The sequence below is a fragment of the Streptomyces sp. NPDC006551 genome (assembly GCF_040611675.1).
In the GTDB taxonomy this organism is placed as follows: Bacteria; Actinomycetota; Actinomycetes; order Streptomycetales; family Streptomycetaceae; genus Streptomyces.
On the sequence record NZ_JBEXOT010000003.1, the window covers coordinates 21,638 to 38,173 of the forward strand.

General features: G+C 70.4%; 14 protein-coding genes. 7 read left to right on the top strand and 7 right to left on the bottom strand.

What is annotated here, in order from left to right:
- On the top strand, positions 1-902 hold a 902-nt coding region (locus tag ABZY12_RS04505), incomplete at its 5' end, for a VWA domain-containing protein (RefSeq protein WP_356887051.1).
- 55 nt (positions 903-957) lie between these two features.
- Here ABZY12_RS04505 and ABZY12_RS04510 read toward each other — a convergent pair.
- Both ABZY12_RS04510 and ABZY12_RS04515 read right to left on the bottom strand, forming a co-directional pair.
- Complete coding sequence (locus ABZY12_RS04510) at positions 958-2,073, bottom strand: ATP-binding protein (RefSeq protein WP_356887053.1); 1,116 nt, start codon at positions 2,071-2,073, stop codon at positions 958-960.
- Positions 2,070-2,723 carry a response regulator transcription factor gene (locus ABZY12_RS04515; protein WP_356887055.1) on the bottom strand — a complete coding sequence of 218 codons (654 nt, stop codon included), beginning with the start codon at positions 2,721-2,723 and terminating at the stop codon, positions 2,070-2,072. Before ABZY12_RS04515 ends, ABZY12_RS04510 begins: the two co-directional genes overlap by 4 nt.
- A 123-nt stretch (positions 2,724-2,846) precedes the next feature.
- Between ABZY12_RS04515 and metG the strand changes: the two genes are divergently transcribed.
- Positions 2,847-4,463: a methionine--tRNA ligase gene (metG, locus tag ABZY12_RS04520; RefSeq protein WP_356887057.1), complete on the top strand. Its 1,617-nt coding sequence runs from the start codon at positions 2,847-2,849 to the stop codon at positions 4,461-4,463.
- A gap of 88 nt (positions 4,464-4,551) precedes the next feature.
- Here metG and ABZY12_RS04525 read toward each other — a convergent pair whose 3' ends face one another.
- Both ABZY12_RS04525 and aspS read right to left on the bottom strand, forming a co-directional pair.
- Positions 4,552-5,118: a Uma2 family endonuclease gene (locus ABZY12_RS04525; protein ID WP_356887059.1), complete on the bottom strand. Its 567-nt coding sequence runs from the start codon at positions 5,116-5,118 to the stop codon at positions 4,552-4,554.
- Between the two features lie 146 nt (positions 5,119-5,264).
- The gene (aspS, locus tag ABZY12_RS04530) at positions 5,265-7,040 is read right to left on the bottom strand and encodes an aspartate--tRNA ligase (RefSeq protein ID WP_356887061.1); all 1,776 of its coding nucleotides are present in this window, start codon (positions 7,038-7,040) and stop codon (positions 5,265-5,267) included.
- Positions 7,041-7,176: 136 nt separating this feature from the next.
- Here aspS and ABZY12_RS04535 point away from each other — a divergent pair, with 136 nt between their 5' ends.
- Positions 7,177-9,300 (top strand): SpoIIE family protein phosphatase, encoded by a 2,124-nt coding sequence (locus ABZY12_RS04535; protein ID WP_356887063.1) that lies wholly within the window; start codon positions 7,177-7,179, stop codon positions 9,298-9,300.
- 410 nt (positions 9,301-9,710) lie between these two features.
- The gene (locus ABZY12_RS04540; protein ID WP_356887065.1) at positions 9,711-10,529 is read left to right on the top strand and encodes an MBL fold metallo-hydrolase; all 819 of its coding nucleotides are present in this window, start codon (positions 9,711-9,713) and stop codon (positions 10,527-10,529) included.
- A gap of 73 nt (positions 10,530-10,602) precedes the next feature.
- Here the strand turns inward: ABZY12_RS04540 and ABZY12_RS04545 are convergent, their stop codons facing one another.
- From ABZY12_RS04545 to ABZY12_RS04555, 3 genes are all read right to left on the bottom strand, one after another.
- Positions 10,603-11,721, bottom strand: a complete 1,119-nt coding sequence (locus tag ABZY12_RS04545) for an AI-2E family transporter (RefSeq protein ID WP_356887067.1) — start codon at positions 11,719-11,721, stop codon at positions 10,603-10,605.
- Between the two features lie 139 nt (positions 11,722-11,860).
- Positions 11,861-12,823, bottom strand: coding sequence for a pirin family protein (locus ABZY12_RS04550; RefSeq protein ID WP_356887069.1), 963 nt, complete (start codon positions 12,821-12,823; stop codon positions 11,861-11,863).
- A 181-nt stretch (positions 12,824-13,004) separates the two neighbouring features.
- The gene (locus ABZY12_RS04555) at positions 13,005-13,505 is read right to left on the bottom strand and encodes an SseB family protein (RefSeq protein WP_356887071.1); all 501 of its coding nucleotides are present in this window, start codon (positions 13,503-13,505) and stop codon (positions 13,005-13,007) included.
- 171 nt (positions 13,506-13,676) lie between these two features.
- Between ABZY12_RS04555 and ABZY12_RS04560 the strand changes: the two genes are divergently transcribed.
- Genes ABZY12_RS04560 through ABZY12_RS04570 form a run of 3 tightly spaced genes read left to right on the top strand, consistent with a single transcriptional unit; the run spans position 13,677 to position 16,432 of the window.
- Positions 13,677-14,117 (top strand): hypothetical protein, encoded by a 441-nt coding sequence (locus ABZY12_RS04560; protein WP_356887073.1) that lies wholly within the window; start codon positions 13,677-13,679, stop codon positions 14,115-14,117.
- Positions 14,118-14,124: 7 nt separating this feature from the next.
- A complete protein-coding gene (locus ABZY12_RS04565) occupies positions 14,125-15,894 on the top strand; it encodes an alpha/beta hydrolase (protein WP_356887075.1) in 1,770 nt (589 codons plus the stop codon).
- A 58-nt stretch (positions 15,895-15,952) separates the two neighbouring features.
- Positions 15,953-16,432: a hypothetical protein gene (locus ABZY12_RS04570; RefSeq protein WP_356887077.1), complete on the top strand. Its 480-nt coding sequence runs from the start codon at positions 15,953-15,955 to the stop codon at positions 16,430-16,432.
- Positions 16,433-16,536 lie beyond the last annotated feature (104 nt).

Here is a 16,536-nt window from a genome sequence, read left to right on the forward strand (position 1 = left end):
CCGCCGAGCCCGTGGCCGCCGCACCGGCAACCGCGCCCGCCACCGAGACCGACGCGCCCGAAACCGCCCCCGAGCCGGAGGCCGACACGCAGGCCGCCGAGCCCGTGGCCGCCGCACCGGCAACCGCGCCCGCCACCGAGACCGACGCGCCCGAAACCGCCCCCGAGCCGGAGGCCGACACGCAGGCCGTCGAGGCGGAAGGCACCACCGAGGTCACCGCCGACGCTCCGGCAGAGGCCGGCGCCGGGTCCGCCACCACGCTCGGCAAGGTCAAGGCGGACGCGCCCCAGCTCGCCGAGGCGTACAAGGCCGCCGGAGCCGTGCTCAAGAAGCAGGGGCTTCTCGGGGCGCGGGCCGCCGTGTACCTCGTCGTCGACCGGTCCGGGTCGATGCGCGGCTACTTCAAGGACGGCTCCGTCCAGCGCCTCGCCGAGCAGACCGTCGCCCTCGCCGCCCACCTCGACGAGGACGCCACCGTCACCGCCGTCTTCTTCTCCACCGACATCGACGGCATCGCCGAACTCCGCCCCCAGGGCATCGAGGGCCGCGTCGACGAGATCAACGCGGGACTCGGCCGCCTGGGCCGTACCAACTACCACCGCGCCGTCGAAGAGGTCCTCGCCCACCACGAGAAGAGCGACCCCACCCGGCCCGCGTTCGTCGTCTTCCAGACCGACGGCGCCCCCGAGTCGAAGACCGCCGCGACCCAGGCCATGGCCCAGGCCGCCGAGCGCCCGATCCACTGGCAGTTCGTGGCCTGGGGCGACGAGGACAACAAGGCCTTCGACTACCTCCGTAAGCTCACCGCCCCCCGTACCGGCACCTTCCTCGCCGGACCGACCCCCGCCGAGACCGCGCACCCCGCCTTCTTCCGCGGGCTGCTCGCCGACTGGCAGATCTGACGCCGGACGGCGGCTCCCACGCCGAGCGGCCCCGGCAAGATCCGCCGGGCAGGCTCTACCGCCGGGCGACGGCCTGGTCGGCGACCGTGACGGGCAGCGTCACGGTCACGACCAGGCCGCCCCCGTCCCCGGCCCCCCGCGCCACGGCCTCCACGCTCCCCCCGTGCGCGTCGGCGATCGAGCGTACGATCGACAGACCGAGCCCCGCCCCCGGCCCCATCCGGTCGCGCCCCTCCCCCCGGCGGAACGGTTCGAAGAGCCCCGGCACATCCCCGGCGGCGACCACCGGCCCGGTGTTGACGACGGTCACCGCGCCACCGTCCACCGTCACCTCCACCGTTCCCCCGGGCACGTTGTAGGCGACGGCGTTGGCGAGCAGGTTCCGTACCGCCTGGGCGAGCAGCACCCGGTTCCCCCGCACCCCGCCACCGTCGCCCTCGCCCTTCATCACCACCCCGTACCTCTCGCACTCCTCCGCCACCACCGCCCCCAGGTTCACGTCCTCCCGCTCCTCCAGCCCCCGCTCGCTCCGCGCCAGCACCAGCAGCCCCTCGATGAGCCGCTCACTGCGCCGGTTGCTGTCGAGGAGCACCTGCTTGACCTCCGAGGAGTCGTCGATCCCGATCTGGATGGCCGCACGCTGGGTGGCGAGCGGCGTCCGCAGCTCGTGCGAGGCGTTCGCGATGAACCGCCGCTGGCTGTCGAACGCGGTCTCCAGGCGTCCGAGCAGCGCGTCGATCGTGTCGCCGAGCTCCTTCAGCTCGTCGTCGGGCCCGCTCGCCGCGATCCGCTCGTGCAGATTCCGCTCGGACAGCTTCCGTGCCCGCGCCGTCATCTCGTGGACGGGCCGCAGGACCCGCCCCGCCGTCCACCAGCCCACCGCGACCGCGACGAAGGCCATGACGACGAGAGCGAGGCACGACCACATGAGCATCTGCTCGCCGGCCGCCCGGCTGACGTCGTCGCTCAGCCGGTACGCGGTGACCGTCTCGAACGGTGCCACCACCCGCACGCGCGCCGCGATGGCTTCCGCCTCGCCCTCCGTACCGGCGCGCGAGAGCAGGTTCACGAGCCCCAGCAGGCACCCGCCGAGAACGACGAACACCCCTCCGTACACGAGCGCGATCCGCGTCCGGATCGTGGAGCCCGAACCGATCGGACCGCCGCTCACAGCGCGTACCCCACGCCCTGCACCGTACGGATCAGCGGCGGCTCGCCGAGCTTGCCGCGCAGCTTGCTCATGCAGACCCGTACCGCGCCGGTGAAGGGGTCGGTGTGCGCGTCCCAGGCACGCTCCAGGAGCTCCTCGGCCGAGACGGTCGCGCCGTCCGCCTCCAGCAGGATCTGCAGCACGGAGAACTCCTTCGGGGAGAGGTCGAGGTCCCGCCCGTCGCGCGTCACCGTCCGCCGGACGGTGTCCATGCACAGCCCCTCGCGTTCCAGGAGCGGCGGTACGGGACGGGCGCTGCGCCGCCGCAGGGCGCGCACACGGGAGACGAGTTCGGGGAACTCGAAGGGCTTGCCGAGGTAGTCGTCGGCCCCCAGATCGAGCCCCTCGACGCGGTCCTCCAGGGTGGCGGCGGCGGTCAGCATCAGGATCCGGGTCCTGGCGGCCCCGCCGACGAGGGCGCGCGCCACGTCGTCGCCGTGGACGCGGGGCAGGTCCCGGTCGAGGACGACGACGTCGTAGTCGTACAGCCCGAGGTAGGCGAGGGCGGCGTCACCGCTGTAGACGGTGTCGACGGCGAAGCCGGCCCGCCGCAGTCCGGTGGCGACCAGCTCCGCGAGGACCTCCTCGTCCTCGGCGACCAGTACTCGCATGCTCTCTTCCTCGCTGCTGCGCACGATGCTTTCTACGCCGGGAAACGTTTCGCGGACCTCTCCGTCTCCCGGGGCCCTTTATCGATGTGAGTGGATCTTCGTCGGCCCGTTAGGATTTCGACCATGGCGGCCACTGGATCCGAGAAGCAGGGGGGCGAAGGCGTGAAGGCGTACTACGTCTCGACCCCGATTTACTACGTCAACGACGCTCCTCACCTGGGCCACGCCTACACGACCGTCGCAGGCGACGTGCTCACGCGCTGGCACCGTCAGCGCGGCGAGAAGGTGTGGTACCTCACCGGCACGGACGAGCACGGTCAGAAGATCATGCGCACGGCCGAGGCGAACAACGTCACGCCCCAGGCCTGGTGCGACAGGCTCGTGGAGGAGGCGTGGAAGCCTCTCTGGGAGCACCTGAACATCGCGAACGACGACTTCATCCGGACGACGGAGAAGCGTCACACCGACCGCGTCCAGGAGTTCGTGCAGGACCTGTACGACAAGGGCGAGATCTACAAGGGCGGGTACGAAGGCCCGTACTGCGTGGGCTGTGAGGAGTACAAGCTCCCGGGCGATCTCATCGAGGCGGAGGACGGCACGAAGCTGTGCCCCGTCCACAAGAAGCCGGTGGAGATCCTCAAGGAGGAGAACTACTTCTTCAAGCTGAGCGCGTACGGCCCGAAGCTGATCGAGTTCTACGAGGCGAACCCGGGCTTCATCCAGCCGGAGTCGGCCCGCAACGAGGTCGTGAACTTCGTCAAGCAGGGCCTCGAGGACCTCTCGATCTCGCGCTCGACCTTCGACTGGGGCGTTCCGGTCCCGTGGGACGACAAGCACGTCATCTACGTGTGGATCGACGCGCTCCTGAACTACGCCACGGCGGTCGGTTACGGCTCCGACCAGGCGAAGTTCGACGAGACGTTCCCGGCGAACGTGCACCTCATCGGCAAGGACATCCTGCGCTTCCACGCGATCATCTGGCCGGCGATGCTGATGGCGCAGGGTCTGCCCGTGCCGGGCAAGGTCGCGGCCAACGGCTGGCTGATGGTCGGCGGCGAGAAGATGTCGAAGTCGAACCTGACCGGCATCAAGCCGCAGGACCTGACCTCGCACTTCGGTGTCGACGCGTACCGCTGGTACTTCCTGCGGGCGATCGCGTTCGGCCAGGACGGCTCGTTCTCCTGGGAGGACTTCACCGCCCGTTACACCTCCGAGCTCGCCAATGACTACGGCAACCTCGCCTCGCGCGTGGCGGCCATGGTCGGCAAGTACTTCGACGGCGCGCTGCCGGCCGCGACGGCCGACGGCGACGCGGAGACGGCGATCCACGAGGGCCTGGCCAAGGCGGTCGCGGAGGCCGACCGGAAGATCGGCGAGGAGCTGGACTTCCAGGGCGGCATCCTGGCGATCTTCGACTTCGTGAAGCAGGTCAACGGCTACATCACGGAGCAGGAGCCGTGGAAGGTCGCGAAGGACGACAGCGAGGCGGGCCGCGCCCGCCTCGCGACGATCCTCTACACGGCCGCCGAGTCGCTCCGCGCGGTCGCGGTCCTGCTGAACCCGATCATGCCGGAGACCTCCCAGCAGCTCTGGGACTCCCTGGGCGCCGAAGCCTCCCTGGGCGCCCTGCCCACCCAGCCGGTCCAGTCGGCCGGCGAGTGGGGCCGGCTCCCGGCGGGCACGACGGTGACGAAGGGCGCGGTGCTCTTCCCGCGCCTCGAGGAGCCGAAGAAGGACTGACGCTCCACCCGCACCACACACCGCGGCTGCCGCTCCCTCGGGGGGACGGCAGCCGCGGTCGTTTCGGCCTCGGTACGCGAATGACCTTTCAGCGCACCCAGTTCTTCAGCGGGTCGGTGTCCAGTTCCATGCCCACCGGCTCCGGCAGCGTGACCGTCTTCCCGAACGGCACCGTCGCCACCATTTCGTACCGCTCCCCGTCCGGCTGCGAGTGGACCTTGACCTCGCCGGTGGTCCTGTCGATCAGGAGGTAGACGGGGATGCCGGTCTCGGCGTAGGCGCGCGGCTTCTCGACGCGGTCACGGTGGCCGGTGTCGGAGTCGCCGGAGGTCACCTCGACGACCATGAGAACGCCGTCGGCGTCGGCCCACTCGCCCTGGCCGACGAACGCCTCCAACGGTACGAGGCAACCGTCGGGACGGGCGTTGCCCTTCCTGTACTTCTCGACCCTCAGCCCTTGGTCGGGGTAGAGCCACCAGCCCGCATTGGTCTGGACGCACAGTCGCGTGAGCCAGGCGATGATTCGCCCGTGGTCGCCGTCCGGCAAGGCCTTCTCCCCGATCGTCCCGTCGATGAACTCCAGACGCAGAGATTCGTCCACGCGTTCGCCAAGACGGGCGAGTTCTTCGAACCCTTCCTGAGTCAGGACGCTCACGACAGACTCCTCCCGGATCGGTGGTGCCTTCCACGGTACGTGTTTCCCGGCCCGCGCGGCCGGGTTCGTCGCTGTTGCCATGGCGGCACATTGGCATATGCCAAGGGCCCGAAATCCGTGGATCCCGGGCCCTTCACACCTGTGGGTTACTTCTCCGTGGACTTCTCCACCGGCTTGCGCAGCTGGATGTTCAGCTCGCGCAGGCGCGCCTCGTCCAGTTCCGTCGGGGCGCCCATCAGCAGGTCCTGGGCGTTGCCGTTGAGCGGGAAGGCGATCGTCTCGCGGATGTTCGGCTCGTCGGCGAGGAGCATCACGATGCGATCGACGCCCGGGGCGATGCCGCCGTGCGGCGGGGCGCCGTACTCGAAGGCGCGGAGCATGCCCGCGAACTCGTGCTCGACGGTCTCACGGGAGTAGCCCGCGATCTCGAACGCCTTGAACATGATCTCGGGCTCGTGGTTCCGGATCGCGCCCGAGGACAGCTCGACGCCGTTGCAGACGATGTCGTACTGCCAGCCCAGGATGTCCAGCGGGTCCTGGGTCTCCAGGGCCTCCAGGCCGCCCTGCGGCATCGAGAACGGGTTGTGCGAGAAGTCGATCTTCCCGGTCTCCTCGTCCCGCTCGTACATCGGGAAGTCGACGATCCAGCAGAAGCGGAAGACGCCCTCCTCGAAGTGGCCGGCGCGCTTCGCGGCCTCGACGCGGACCGCGCCCATGATCTTCGAGACCTCGTCGAACTCGCCCGCGCCGAAGAAGACGGCGTGGCCGGCCTGCAGGCCGAGGCGCTCGGTGAGGACCTTGACGTTCTCCTCGGTGAGGAACTTGGCGATCGGGCCGGTCAGCGTCGATCCCTCGCCCACGCGCACCCAGGCCAGGCCCTTCGCGCCCTGCTCGACCGCAAAGTCACCCAGGCCGTCGAAGAACTTGCGCGGCTGGTCGCCCGTGTTCGGCACCGCCAGCGCGCGCACGTGCTTGCCGGCGAAGGCCTTGAACTCGGACTCCTCGAAGACGTCGGAGATGTCGACGAGCTCCAGCTGGGCCCGCAGGTCCGGCTTGTCGGAGCCGTACTTCAGCATCGCCTCGCGGAACGGGATCCGCGGGAACGGCGACGTGACGTGGCGGCCGCCGCCGAACTCCTCGAAGAGCTCGGTCATGAGCTTCTCGATCGGCTGGAAGACGTCCTCCTGCTCGACGAAGCTCATCTCGACGTCGAGCTGGTAGAACTCGCCCGGCGAGCGGTCGGCGCGCGCGTCCTCGTCGCGGAAGCACGGCGCGATCTGGAAGTAGCGGTCGAAGCCGGAGATCATCAGCAGCTGCTTGAACTGCTGCGGGGCCTGCGGCAGGGCGTAGAACTTGCCCGGGTTCAGACGGGACGGGACGACGAAGTCGCGGGCGCCCTCGGGGGAGGTCGCGGCCAGGATCGGGGTCGCCATCTCGTTGAAGCCGAGGGCCACCATCTTGGAGCGGATGGCGGCGATGACGGCCGAGCGCAGCATGATGTTGCGGTGCATGCGCTCACGGCGCAGGTCGAGGAAGCGGTACTCCAGGCGCCGCTCCTCGTTCACGCCGTCGTCGGCGTTGATGGTGAACGGGATCTGCTTGGACGCGCCCAGGACCTCGACCTCGGAGACCTCGATCTCGATCTCGCCGGTCGCCAGCTCCGGGTTGACGTTCTCGGCGCCGCGCGAGACGACCTTGCCGTCCACGCGGACGACGGTCTCCTTCGTCAGCTTGTCCAGGGCCTCGGCGGCCGGGGTGCCGGGCCGGGCGACGAGCTGCGTGATGCCGTAGTGATCGCGCAGATCGATGAAGAGGATGCCGCCCAGGTCGCGCCGATTGTGCAGCCAGCCGCTCAGCCGGACGTCGGTGCCGACGTCAGAGGCGCGGAGCTCGCCGCAGGTGTGGGACCTGTACCGATGCATCGTCGTTCATCCAGTCTTCGGAAATCGGTGGGGAGCCTGGATATATCCAGGCCCGTCAAGGGTACCGGGCGCCCCAAGATCGCTCATCGAATACTCTCGGTGGCGACCTGGAGTCCGATATTCATAAAGTAGGTCAATGCGCACCGAGGACGTCCTGGCCGCGATCGCGACCGGCCTGTGGCGCTGGGACAACGCGTCCGGGATCGTCACGCTCGACGCAGAGGCGGCCCGGCTCCTCGGGCTGCCCGCCGAACCCGCCCGGCTCACCGAGGCGGCCGTGCGCTCGCGCTTTCATCCCGTCGACTGGAACGAGATCGACGGGGTGGTGAACCTGGCCGTGGCGGAGGGGACCCTCGCCGAGGCCCGGCTGCGGATCATGGACGAGCACGGCCGGGTGATCCGTACCGTACGGAGCCGGTCCAAGCCGCTCATCGAGGGCGACGACTACCAGCTCGTCGGCACCCTCCAGGAGGTCGCCGAACCCCAGCCCGGCACCGCGGCCCGCACCCCCGTCACCGGCGACTGGCGCCGTTCGCGCGAGGCGTTCCTGCTCGACGCCGGCCGGGCGCTCGCCGAGGCCCGGTCGACCGCCGAGGTCCTGCGCGTCGCCGCCTCCCTCTCGATGCCCGGCTTCTCGCCGGACGGGCTGGCCGTCTTCGGCGTGGCGGGCGACCGGCTGACGATCATCGGCCACCACGGGCACAACGCGGGCGACGAGGGCCCGTTCAGCTCGATGTCGCTGGACACCGACTATCCGGCGGCCGAGGTCGCCAGGACCGGGCGGGCGCTCTATCTGCCGACGCCGGAGGAGTACCAGCGGCGCTTCCCGGTCACCTGGCCGCTGGCACGGCAATTCGGCAGACGGTCCTGGGCCTACCTCCCCCTCATCGTGGCCGGCCGCACCATGGGCGCCTGGATGGCCGCGTTCAAGCACCCGGTCGCCTTCACCCCCGACGAGCGCTCCGTCCTCACCACCGTCGCCCGCATGCTCGCGCAGGCGCTCGCCCGGGCCGGCGTCGCCGAGTCCGAGCGCGAGCTGTCGCTCGGCCTCCAGCGCACGATGATGCCGGTCCTCGGCCCGGGCATCCCCGGCCTCCATGTCGCCGCCCGGTACGTCCCCACCGGCGGCGGTCTCCAGGTCGGCGGCGACTGGTACGACATGATCCCGCTCCCCGGCGGCACCTCCCGCGCCGGAGGCGGAGGGCGGATCGCCCTCGTCATCGGCGACGTCCAGGGCCATGACGTCCGCGCCGCCGGGCTGATGGGGCAGCTGCGGATCGCCCTGCGCGCGTACGCCTCCGAGGGCCACCGGCCCGACGCGGTGCTCTCGCGCGCCTCCCGCTTCCTGTACGGGATCACCAACGGCGACGGGGGCGGGCACGGGGCCGAGGAGAACGGCGGGCCGCGCTTCGCGACCTGCCTCTACCTGGAGATCGACCCGGTCACCGGTGTCGTGGACATCGCCCGGGCCGGGCACCCCGACCCGGCGGTCCGGATGACCGACGGAACGGTTCTGCTGCGGCCGACCGCCGGCGGGCTGCCCCTGGGCATCGACCCGGACACCGACTATCCGACGACCCGGTTCACCCTGGAGCCCGGCGAGACCCTGATGATGTGCACCGACGGGCTCCTGGAGACCGGCGGCCACGACCTGGACAGTGGCTGGGAACGCGTCCGTACGCTCCTCGAAGGGCACGACGGCGACTCCCTGGAGGGGCTCGCCGACCGTCTCGTCGAAGCCGTCCACGGCCCCGGCTCGCATCACACCACCGGGCCGCTCGCCGACCGCCGCGAGGACGACATCGCCCTGCTGCTCCTCTCCCGCCAGGGCGGCGCCGTACGCCAGGCCCCGCGCCGCACGATGATGACCGTCGCCCAGGCCGAGCCGGAGCGCATCGCCACCGCCCGCCAGCACCTGCGCCAGCTGCTGCACGACTGGACCGACGACGACCAGATCGACTCGGCGGTCCTCATGGTCTCGGAGATGGTCACCAACGTGCTCATCCACACGGACGGCGACGCGCTGCTGGTCGCCGAGGTGACCTGCGACGACGAGGCACGCCGCCTGCGGGTGGAGGTCGCCGACACGAGCGACGAGCTGCCGCACAAGCGGCAGCCGGGCGAGATGGCGTCCTCGGGGCGCGGCCTGGTCCTGATGGAGATGCTGGCGCACGCGTGGGGCGTGGACCCGCGGGGCGAGGGCAAGTCGATCTGGTTCGAACTGAACGAGCCACCGTCGGGGAAGGGTTGCTGCGCGTAGGGCGGGTGTGGGGCGCTTCGGGCGTCGCGCGGGCGGCGGGGCGGGCCCGGAGTCCGGGGTCGGGCGTACGGCGGGGCGCTTCAGGCGTCGCGCGGGCGGCGGGGCGGCGCTTCGCGGGCGTCGCTGCGTTGGGTGGGGCGGCGCTTCGGGCGTCGCGCGGGCGGCGGGGCGGGCCCGGGGTCGGGCGTTGGATGGCGCGGGTCCGGGGTCCAGGATCGGACGTTCGGCGGGGCGGGCCCGGGGTCCGGGATCGGGGTCGACGCCGGCACAGCCGCGGCCGCCGCAGCCGCACCGGTCGTCGGGCGGGCGTGGGCCGTCAGCCGTGGGCCCTCGGCCGTCGGGCGCGCGCCGGGTGCCGGGTCGGAGGAGACTGGTGCCGTACGGCCGCCGGGGGGACCACGGAGCATGCCATGGACACCCACAAGGTCGGGAGCGACACCACCGTCCTGGCCGACAGCCTCGAAGTGCCGGGGATCGGTCACATCCCCGTCAACGCCTATGTCCTCACCGCCGAGGAGCCGGTCGTCGTCGACACCGGACTCTCCCTCTCGGACCGTGACTTCGTCACAGCGGTCGGCGGCGTCGTCGACCCCGCCGACATCCTCTGGATCTGGCTCACCCACCCCGATCGCGACCACACGGGCGGCATCTTCGACCTCCTCGTCGCCGCTCCCCGCGCGCGGGTGGTGACCACCTTCATCGGCGCCGGGATCATGACCACCGAGCGCCCACTGCCCATGGACCGCGTCTACTTCCTCAATCCCGGCCAGTCGATGGACGTCGGCGACCGTTCGCTGCACGCCTTCCGGCCGCCGCTCTTCGACAACCCGGCCACCGTCGGGTTCTACGACGACAAGACCCGGATCTGCTTCACCTCCGACTGCTTCGGCGGGCCGATGCCGTCCGCGGAGATCGCGGAGAGCGGGCACGCGAGCGACCTGAAGCCGGAAGAGCTGCGCGCCGCCCAGCTGCTGTGGGCGACGGTGGACAGCCCGTGGGTGCACCTCGTGGACGCGGAGAAGTACCGGGCGACGGTGGATCCGCTACGAGACATGAACCCGGAGATCGTCCTCAGCACGCATCTGCCACCGGCCGTCCGGATGACGGCTCCGATGATCGACACGATCGCGATGGCGCCGGACTCGGATCCCTTCGTGGGCCCGGACCAGGCCGCGCTCGAACAGATGCTGGCCAGTTTCGAGCCGGGCGGCATGCCCGCGGCGACCTGAACCGACGGGTGGGCGTGACCCGACCGACCCGACCAGGCCGTCCGATTCGGCGGCGCGCTCGGTGGCGCCCGCCTCAGCCCCCGCCTCCGGTCACCTCGCCGACCGCCGTCTCGCCGCCGTGGTTCCCGTACCGGCTGCGCAGCTCGCCGATCACGCCGAACGCGGCGGCGGTCAGCGGTACGGCGAGCAGCATGCCCAGGATTCCGGCGACCGACGCCCCGGCCGTGATCGTGAGCATGACCACGGCCGGGTGCATCTGGACGGTCCGGCTCTGGATCATGGGCTGGAGGATGTGGCCTTCCAGGACCTGCACGGCCAGGACGACGCCGAGCGCCCACAGCGCGATGACGAAGCCCCGGTCGGCGAGGGCCACGAGGATGGCGACGGCACCGGAGATGAAGGCGCCGAGGTACGGGATGTAGGCACCGACGAAGACGAGCGCGCCGAGCCCGACGGCGCCGGGCACCCGCAGGATCAGCAGCCCGATGGTGATGACGAGGGCGTCGATCAGGGCGATGAAAGTGGTGCCGCGCATGAACCCCTCGACCGCCTCGAACGCGCGGCGGCCGATCGCCTCGACCGTGTCGCCGGTGGCACGCGGGGCGAGGGACCGGAGGGTGCCCACGGCCTTGTCGGAGTCGCGGAGGAAGAAGAAGACGAGGAACAGCGCGAGGACGGCGACGGCGATCATCTCGCCGACGACGCTGAGTCCGCTGATCACCCCGGAGGCGGCGGTGCCGCCGAACTTCCGCAGCAGTTCCCTGGAGTTCTCGGCGAGGTCGTCGAGGGAGGTCCCGGCGGCGCCGAGGTGCTTGGCGAGGTCCGCGGCGGCCTGGCGCAGGGAGGTGATGATCTGGTCGCCGGTCTCGATGAGCGCGCTGACGACGATGTAGGTGGCGCCGCCCACGACGGCGACCACGGCGACACAGGTGATCGCGGCGGCGAGCGACCTCTGCACCTTCATGCGCAGCAGGCGCCGGTGGAGCGGGCCGAGAAGCGCCGTTCCGAGGAGGGCGAGCAGGACGGGCGTGACGGCCGTCTTGAACACGACGCAGAGCCACACGCCGACGGCGGCGACGCCGGTCACCAGCAGCGCGACGACGCACCAGGCGGCGACCCGTCGGGCGGCCTCGGGAAGGAGCGGTCTCCGCGGTCGTGGTGGCGGCTCCGGCTGCGGCTTCTGCGTCTGCACGAGCCCCAGCCGACCACGGCCCTCCGCGTGTCGTCCTGTGGTACGGGTCCGCACGGGTGACGCCTCGTCAAACAACGGCGCCGGGCGAGGGAGGACCCTCGCCCGGCGCCGTACCGACTCCGTACCGGAGCCGTCCGGCCTACTCGCCCATGCCGTGGACCGCCGGGATCGTGCCGAGCCGGCCCGCCTGGAAGTCCTCGAAGGCCTGGCGCAGCTCCGCCTGGCTGTTCATCACGAACGGGCCGTAGTGCGCCATCGGTTCGCGGATCGGCCGGCCGCCGAGGACGACGACCTCCAGGTCCGGCGTGTGGCCGTCCTGCCTGTCGTCCGCGCGGACGGTGAGCGCGCCGCCCTTGCCGAAGACCGCGGTCTGGCCCATGTGGACCGGCCGCCGCTCCGTACCGACGGATCCGCGCCCGGCCAGTACGTACACGAGTCCGTTGAAGTCCTCGCGCCAGGGCAGGGTCACCTCCGCGCCCGGCCGGATCGTCGCGTGGATCATCGTGATCGGGGTGTGCGTGATGCCCGGGCCGGCGTGGCCGTCCAGCTCGCCGGCGATGACGCGGAGCAGCGCGCCGCCGTCGGGCGAGGTCAGCAGCTGCACCTGGCCGCCGCGGATGTCCTGGTAGCGGGGGGCCATCATCTTGTCGCTCGCGGGAAGGTTCACCCAGAGCTGGAGCCCGTGGAAGACTCCGCCGCTGACGACGAGGGACTCCGGCGGGGCCTCGATGTGGAGGAGGCCGGAGCCCGCGGTCATCCACTGGGTGTCGCCGTTGGTGATGGTGCCGCCACCACCGTTGGAGTCCTGGTGGTCGAAGATCCCGTCGATGATGTACGTGACGGTCTCGAAGCCGCGGTGGGGGTGCCACGGGGTGCCCTTGGGCTCTCCGGGGGCGTACTCCACCTCTCCCATCTGGTCCATCATGATGAACGGGTCGAGGTACTGGTAGTTGATCCCGGCGAACGCGCGGCGCACCGGGAAACCCTCGCCCTCGAAGCCTGAGGGTGCCGTGGTCACGGCGAGCACGGGGCGGGGGGTGGCGTCGGCCGGGGCGGCGACGCGCGACAGGGTGAGCGGGTTCTCGACAGTCACGGCGGGCATGGCGGGACCTCCTTGTGCGACCAGTTTAGTTGAACAATGAACTTCCTGCCACCCGGAACGCCGAACGCCCGGGAGGAATTCCTCCCGGGCGCTCCCGTACTTCCTTGAGCCTCCGCCGGACCGTGGGCGTCCCGCCCGGCCCACCCTCGTCCCGTCAGTCCCGTCAGTCCCGTCAGACCCGTCAGCCGTACATCCGCCGCATCGCGTAGTCGACCATCTGCTCGACGGCCTTCGCGTCGAAGACCATCCGGTGGTCGCCCTCCATGTCGAGGACGAAGCCGTAGCCCGTCGGCAGCAGGTCGATCACCTCGGCGCCGGTGATCACGAAGTACTTCGACTCCTTGCCCGCGTACCGCCGCAGCTCCTTCAGCGAGGTGAACATCGGGATGACCGGCTGCTGGGTGTTGTGCAGGGCGAGGAAGCCGGGATTGTCGCCCCGGGGGCAGTAGACCTTCGAGGTCGCGAAGATCTGCTGGAAGTCCTCGGCCGCCAGCGACCCGGTCGTGAAGGCCCGTACGGCGTCGGCGAGCGAGGGCGGCGACGGCTCCGGATACAGCGGCGCCTGCTGTCCGTACCCGCCCCCCTGCATCCCGCCGGGCATGCCCTGCATCGGCTGCTGCTGCGGCGGGGCGTACTGCTGCTGGGCGGCACTACCGTCTGCGTGCTGGCCGTATCCGTACATGGGCCCCAGCCTATCGACCGGACCGCCCACGCCGAGCGGATACGGCGGGCCGGGACGCCCCCCGGACACCGCCCGCCCACGCCACCGGAACGTTCTTCACACTTCCTTTCACACCGCTCGCCGTCTCTTGCTAGGTTCGCGTGAGCAATCCGGTCGCCACGGGGGTGGAGCATGGCACTCAACGCACAATGGGAAGAGCTGTTCGGCGCGAGCGGACCGCCGGAACAGCCCGCCTCGATGACGCTGGCGGGGCTTCCGGGGCAGGAAGGCGGGGGCGGCAGCGGCGGTCCGAACCTGAAGGCGGACGAGGGACCCTGGCACTCCGCCGGCAACACCGCGGGAGAACTGCGCACCAGCACCTCGACCTCGCTCACCGACCTCGACTCGGCGAACGAAGGCGTCACAGGCGCAACGGCCGGATTCGACTCCTCCGCCGCCCTCACCGAGATCCTCGGCACCTGGAAGTCCCGCATCACCTCCGTACGCGACGAGTGCGGACGGCTGGAATCCGCCCTCAAGAGCGCCGGGCGGGACTTCGGCGAGCGGGAGACCGACACCCGGCGCAAGATCGCCGCCGAGGCTCCCGCCCCGGCCCCGAAGAAGGAGGGCTGAGGCCGCCGTGCCCACCTGGCAGCAACTGCGCGACGTGAAGCTGAACGAGTACACGGACGCGGCGGACGGCTGGGGCAAGATCAGCTCCCGGTCCAACGCCGACAAGGATCGTGTCGACAACGGCATGTTCGCCAAGATCCACGACACGCAGAAGGGCGAGACCGCCACTCGCGCGACCGAGGACGTCCGGCAGCTCAGCCGCAACTACCAGTACCTGCACACCGAGTGCGGACTGATCCGCACCGCGCTCAACGGTCTGGCCTCCGAACTCGCCGCCCCGCAGAAGAAGCTGAAGCAGGCGCTCGAGGACGCCGAGAACCTCAAGTTCACGGTCAAGCCCGACGGCTCGGTCGAGTATCCGATGCAGTCCGCCGTCCTCGCCCCCGGCACCAACACCGCCCAGCACGGCGCCCCCGTCCCGTACGCGCCGGGGGCGGCCGAAGGCATCGGCAGCGCCGACGCCAACAAGGGCAAGGCCGAGGACATCGCCCAGCGCATCGGCGACGCGGTCCGCGAGGCGGGCGAGATCGACAGCCGCTACGCCGCCGTCCTGCGCAAGCTCAAGGCCCCGCCGGGCCTCACCGTCGACGACGCCGCCCTCGTCGACGCCGCGGCCGACACGAAGGCCCTCCAGGACGCGGCCGGCAAGTACGCCGACGACTCCGCGATCCCCAACGGCAAGTCCCCCAAGGAGAACGCCGAGTGGTGGAACGGCCTCACCCAGGAACAGCGTGACGAGTACGCCACGCTCTACCCGGCCTCGATCGGCGCCCTGGACGGCCTGCCGTCGACCGTCCGCGACGACGCGAACCGGATGGTCCTCGCGGAGTCGAAGGCGCAGATCCAGACGGACCTGAAGGGCATCCCGGCGGAGCCGTTCCCGCAGAAGGTCTTCGGCGGCCCCCGCGTCGGCATGATCTACAGCGACGAGTGGATCAAGTGGAACAAGGAGTATGGCGACCGCAAGGCGCAGCTGGACAGCTCCCTCAACGGCATCAAGAGCATCGAGAAGCGCTTCGACGAGACGGGTAAGGAAGGGCTGCCGGAGGCATACCTACTGGGGTTCTCGGCCGAGAAGAACGGCCGGGCCATCATCGCCAACGGCAATCCGGACACGGCCGACCACACGGCGGTCTACGTCCCCGGTACGACGTCGAACCTCGGCAACATCGGGGGCAACATCGACCGCATGGTCAACCTGTGGCGCGAATCGGACGCGATGCCCGGAGACACCAACGTCTCGACGATCACCTGGCTCGGTTACGACGCTCCCCAGGACATCGTCAAGGACGCCCCCTTCAGCCACTACGCCGATGACGGCGCACCCGCCTACAACAAGTTTATGGAGGGCCTGGAGACAGCCCAGGGCGGTCCCGACCAGAGCCACAACACGGCCGTCGGCCACTCCTACGGCACGACGCTCATCGGCTCGGCGGCCCGGCAGGGCGATCTGCACGCGGACGACGTGATCTTTGCGGGAAGTCCTGGTGTCCAGGTGGGCTCGGCGGAGGAGATGGACGTGCCCAAGGGGCACGTGTGGAACGAGGAGGCCGACGGCGACAAGGTGCCCGACATCGGGCGCTGGGGTCACGGCGGCAGCCAGTGGCGCCTGGGCGGTGGCGTCTTCCTCGTCCCGAGCGACGAACCGTTCGGGGCGAACCAGATGGCCACCGACACGAGCGGTCACAGCGACTACTGGAATCGGAACACCCAGAGCCTGAGGAATCAGGCCGCGGTCGTCACAGGTCAGTACGGCAAGGTGGAACACGTTGAATAAGGTCCGGGTCGGCGCCCTGGCGGTAGCCGTCACCCTTCTCACACTCACGGGATGCAGCATGTCCGAGTCCTCCGGCTCCAGCGGAACGAAAGTCGTCGGCACACGCGAGCAGGACGAGGTCAACACCGAGATCAAGAAGGTGTCGAGCGAGCTCTACGACCTCATCGGCGTGAAGGGAACGGCTTCCAAGACCGGCGCCGGTGTCCAGTCCTGCGCGGGCAAGGACCGGGAGAAGTTCTACACGATGTTCCATCCGTGGAGCCTCGTCGCCCAGACGGATGACGAGCTGGCCCAGGCCATGGAACGCCTGAAGGAGGAGCTTCCCAAGCACGGCTGGAAGATCGTGAAGTACGGCCAGGACAGCAGCGCCTCCAAGAACCTGGAGCTCACCGCGGACAACGACGAGCGGAAGTTCGGCGTCCACATCAGCTTCTGGAGGAAGAACAGCGGCGGGGACAAGAACCCCCCGTCCCTGGTCGTCAACGTGATCTCCGGCTGCTACCAGGTACCCGAGGGCCAGACGGTCGAGCACTACTGAGGCCGGCCGAAGAAGCTCGACATCGCATCCTGCCGTCGTTCATCGACGGCGACGGTCCGAGCGTGTGCTCCATCAGGCCCGCGTAACCGTGGGCAAGTACGGTC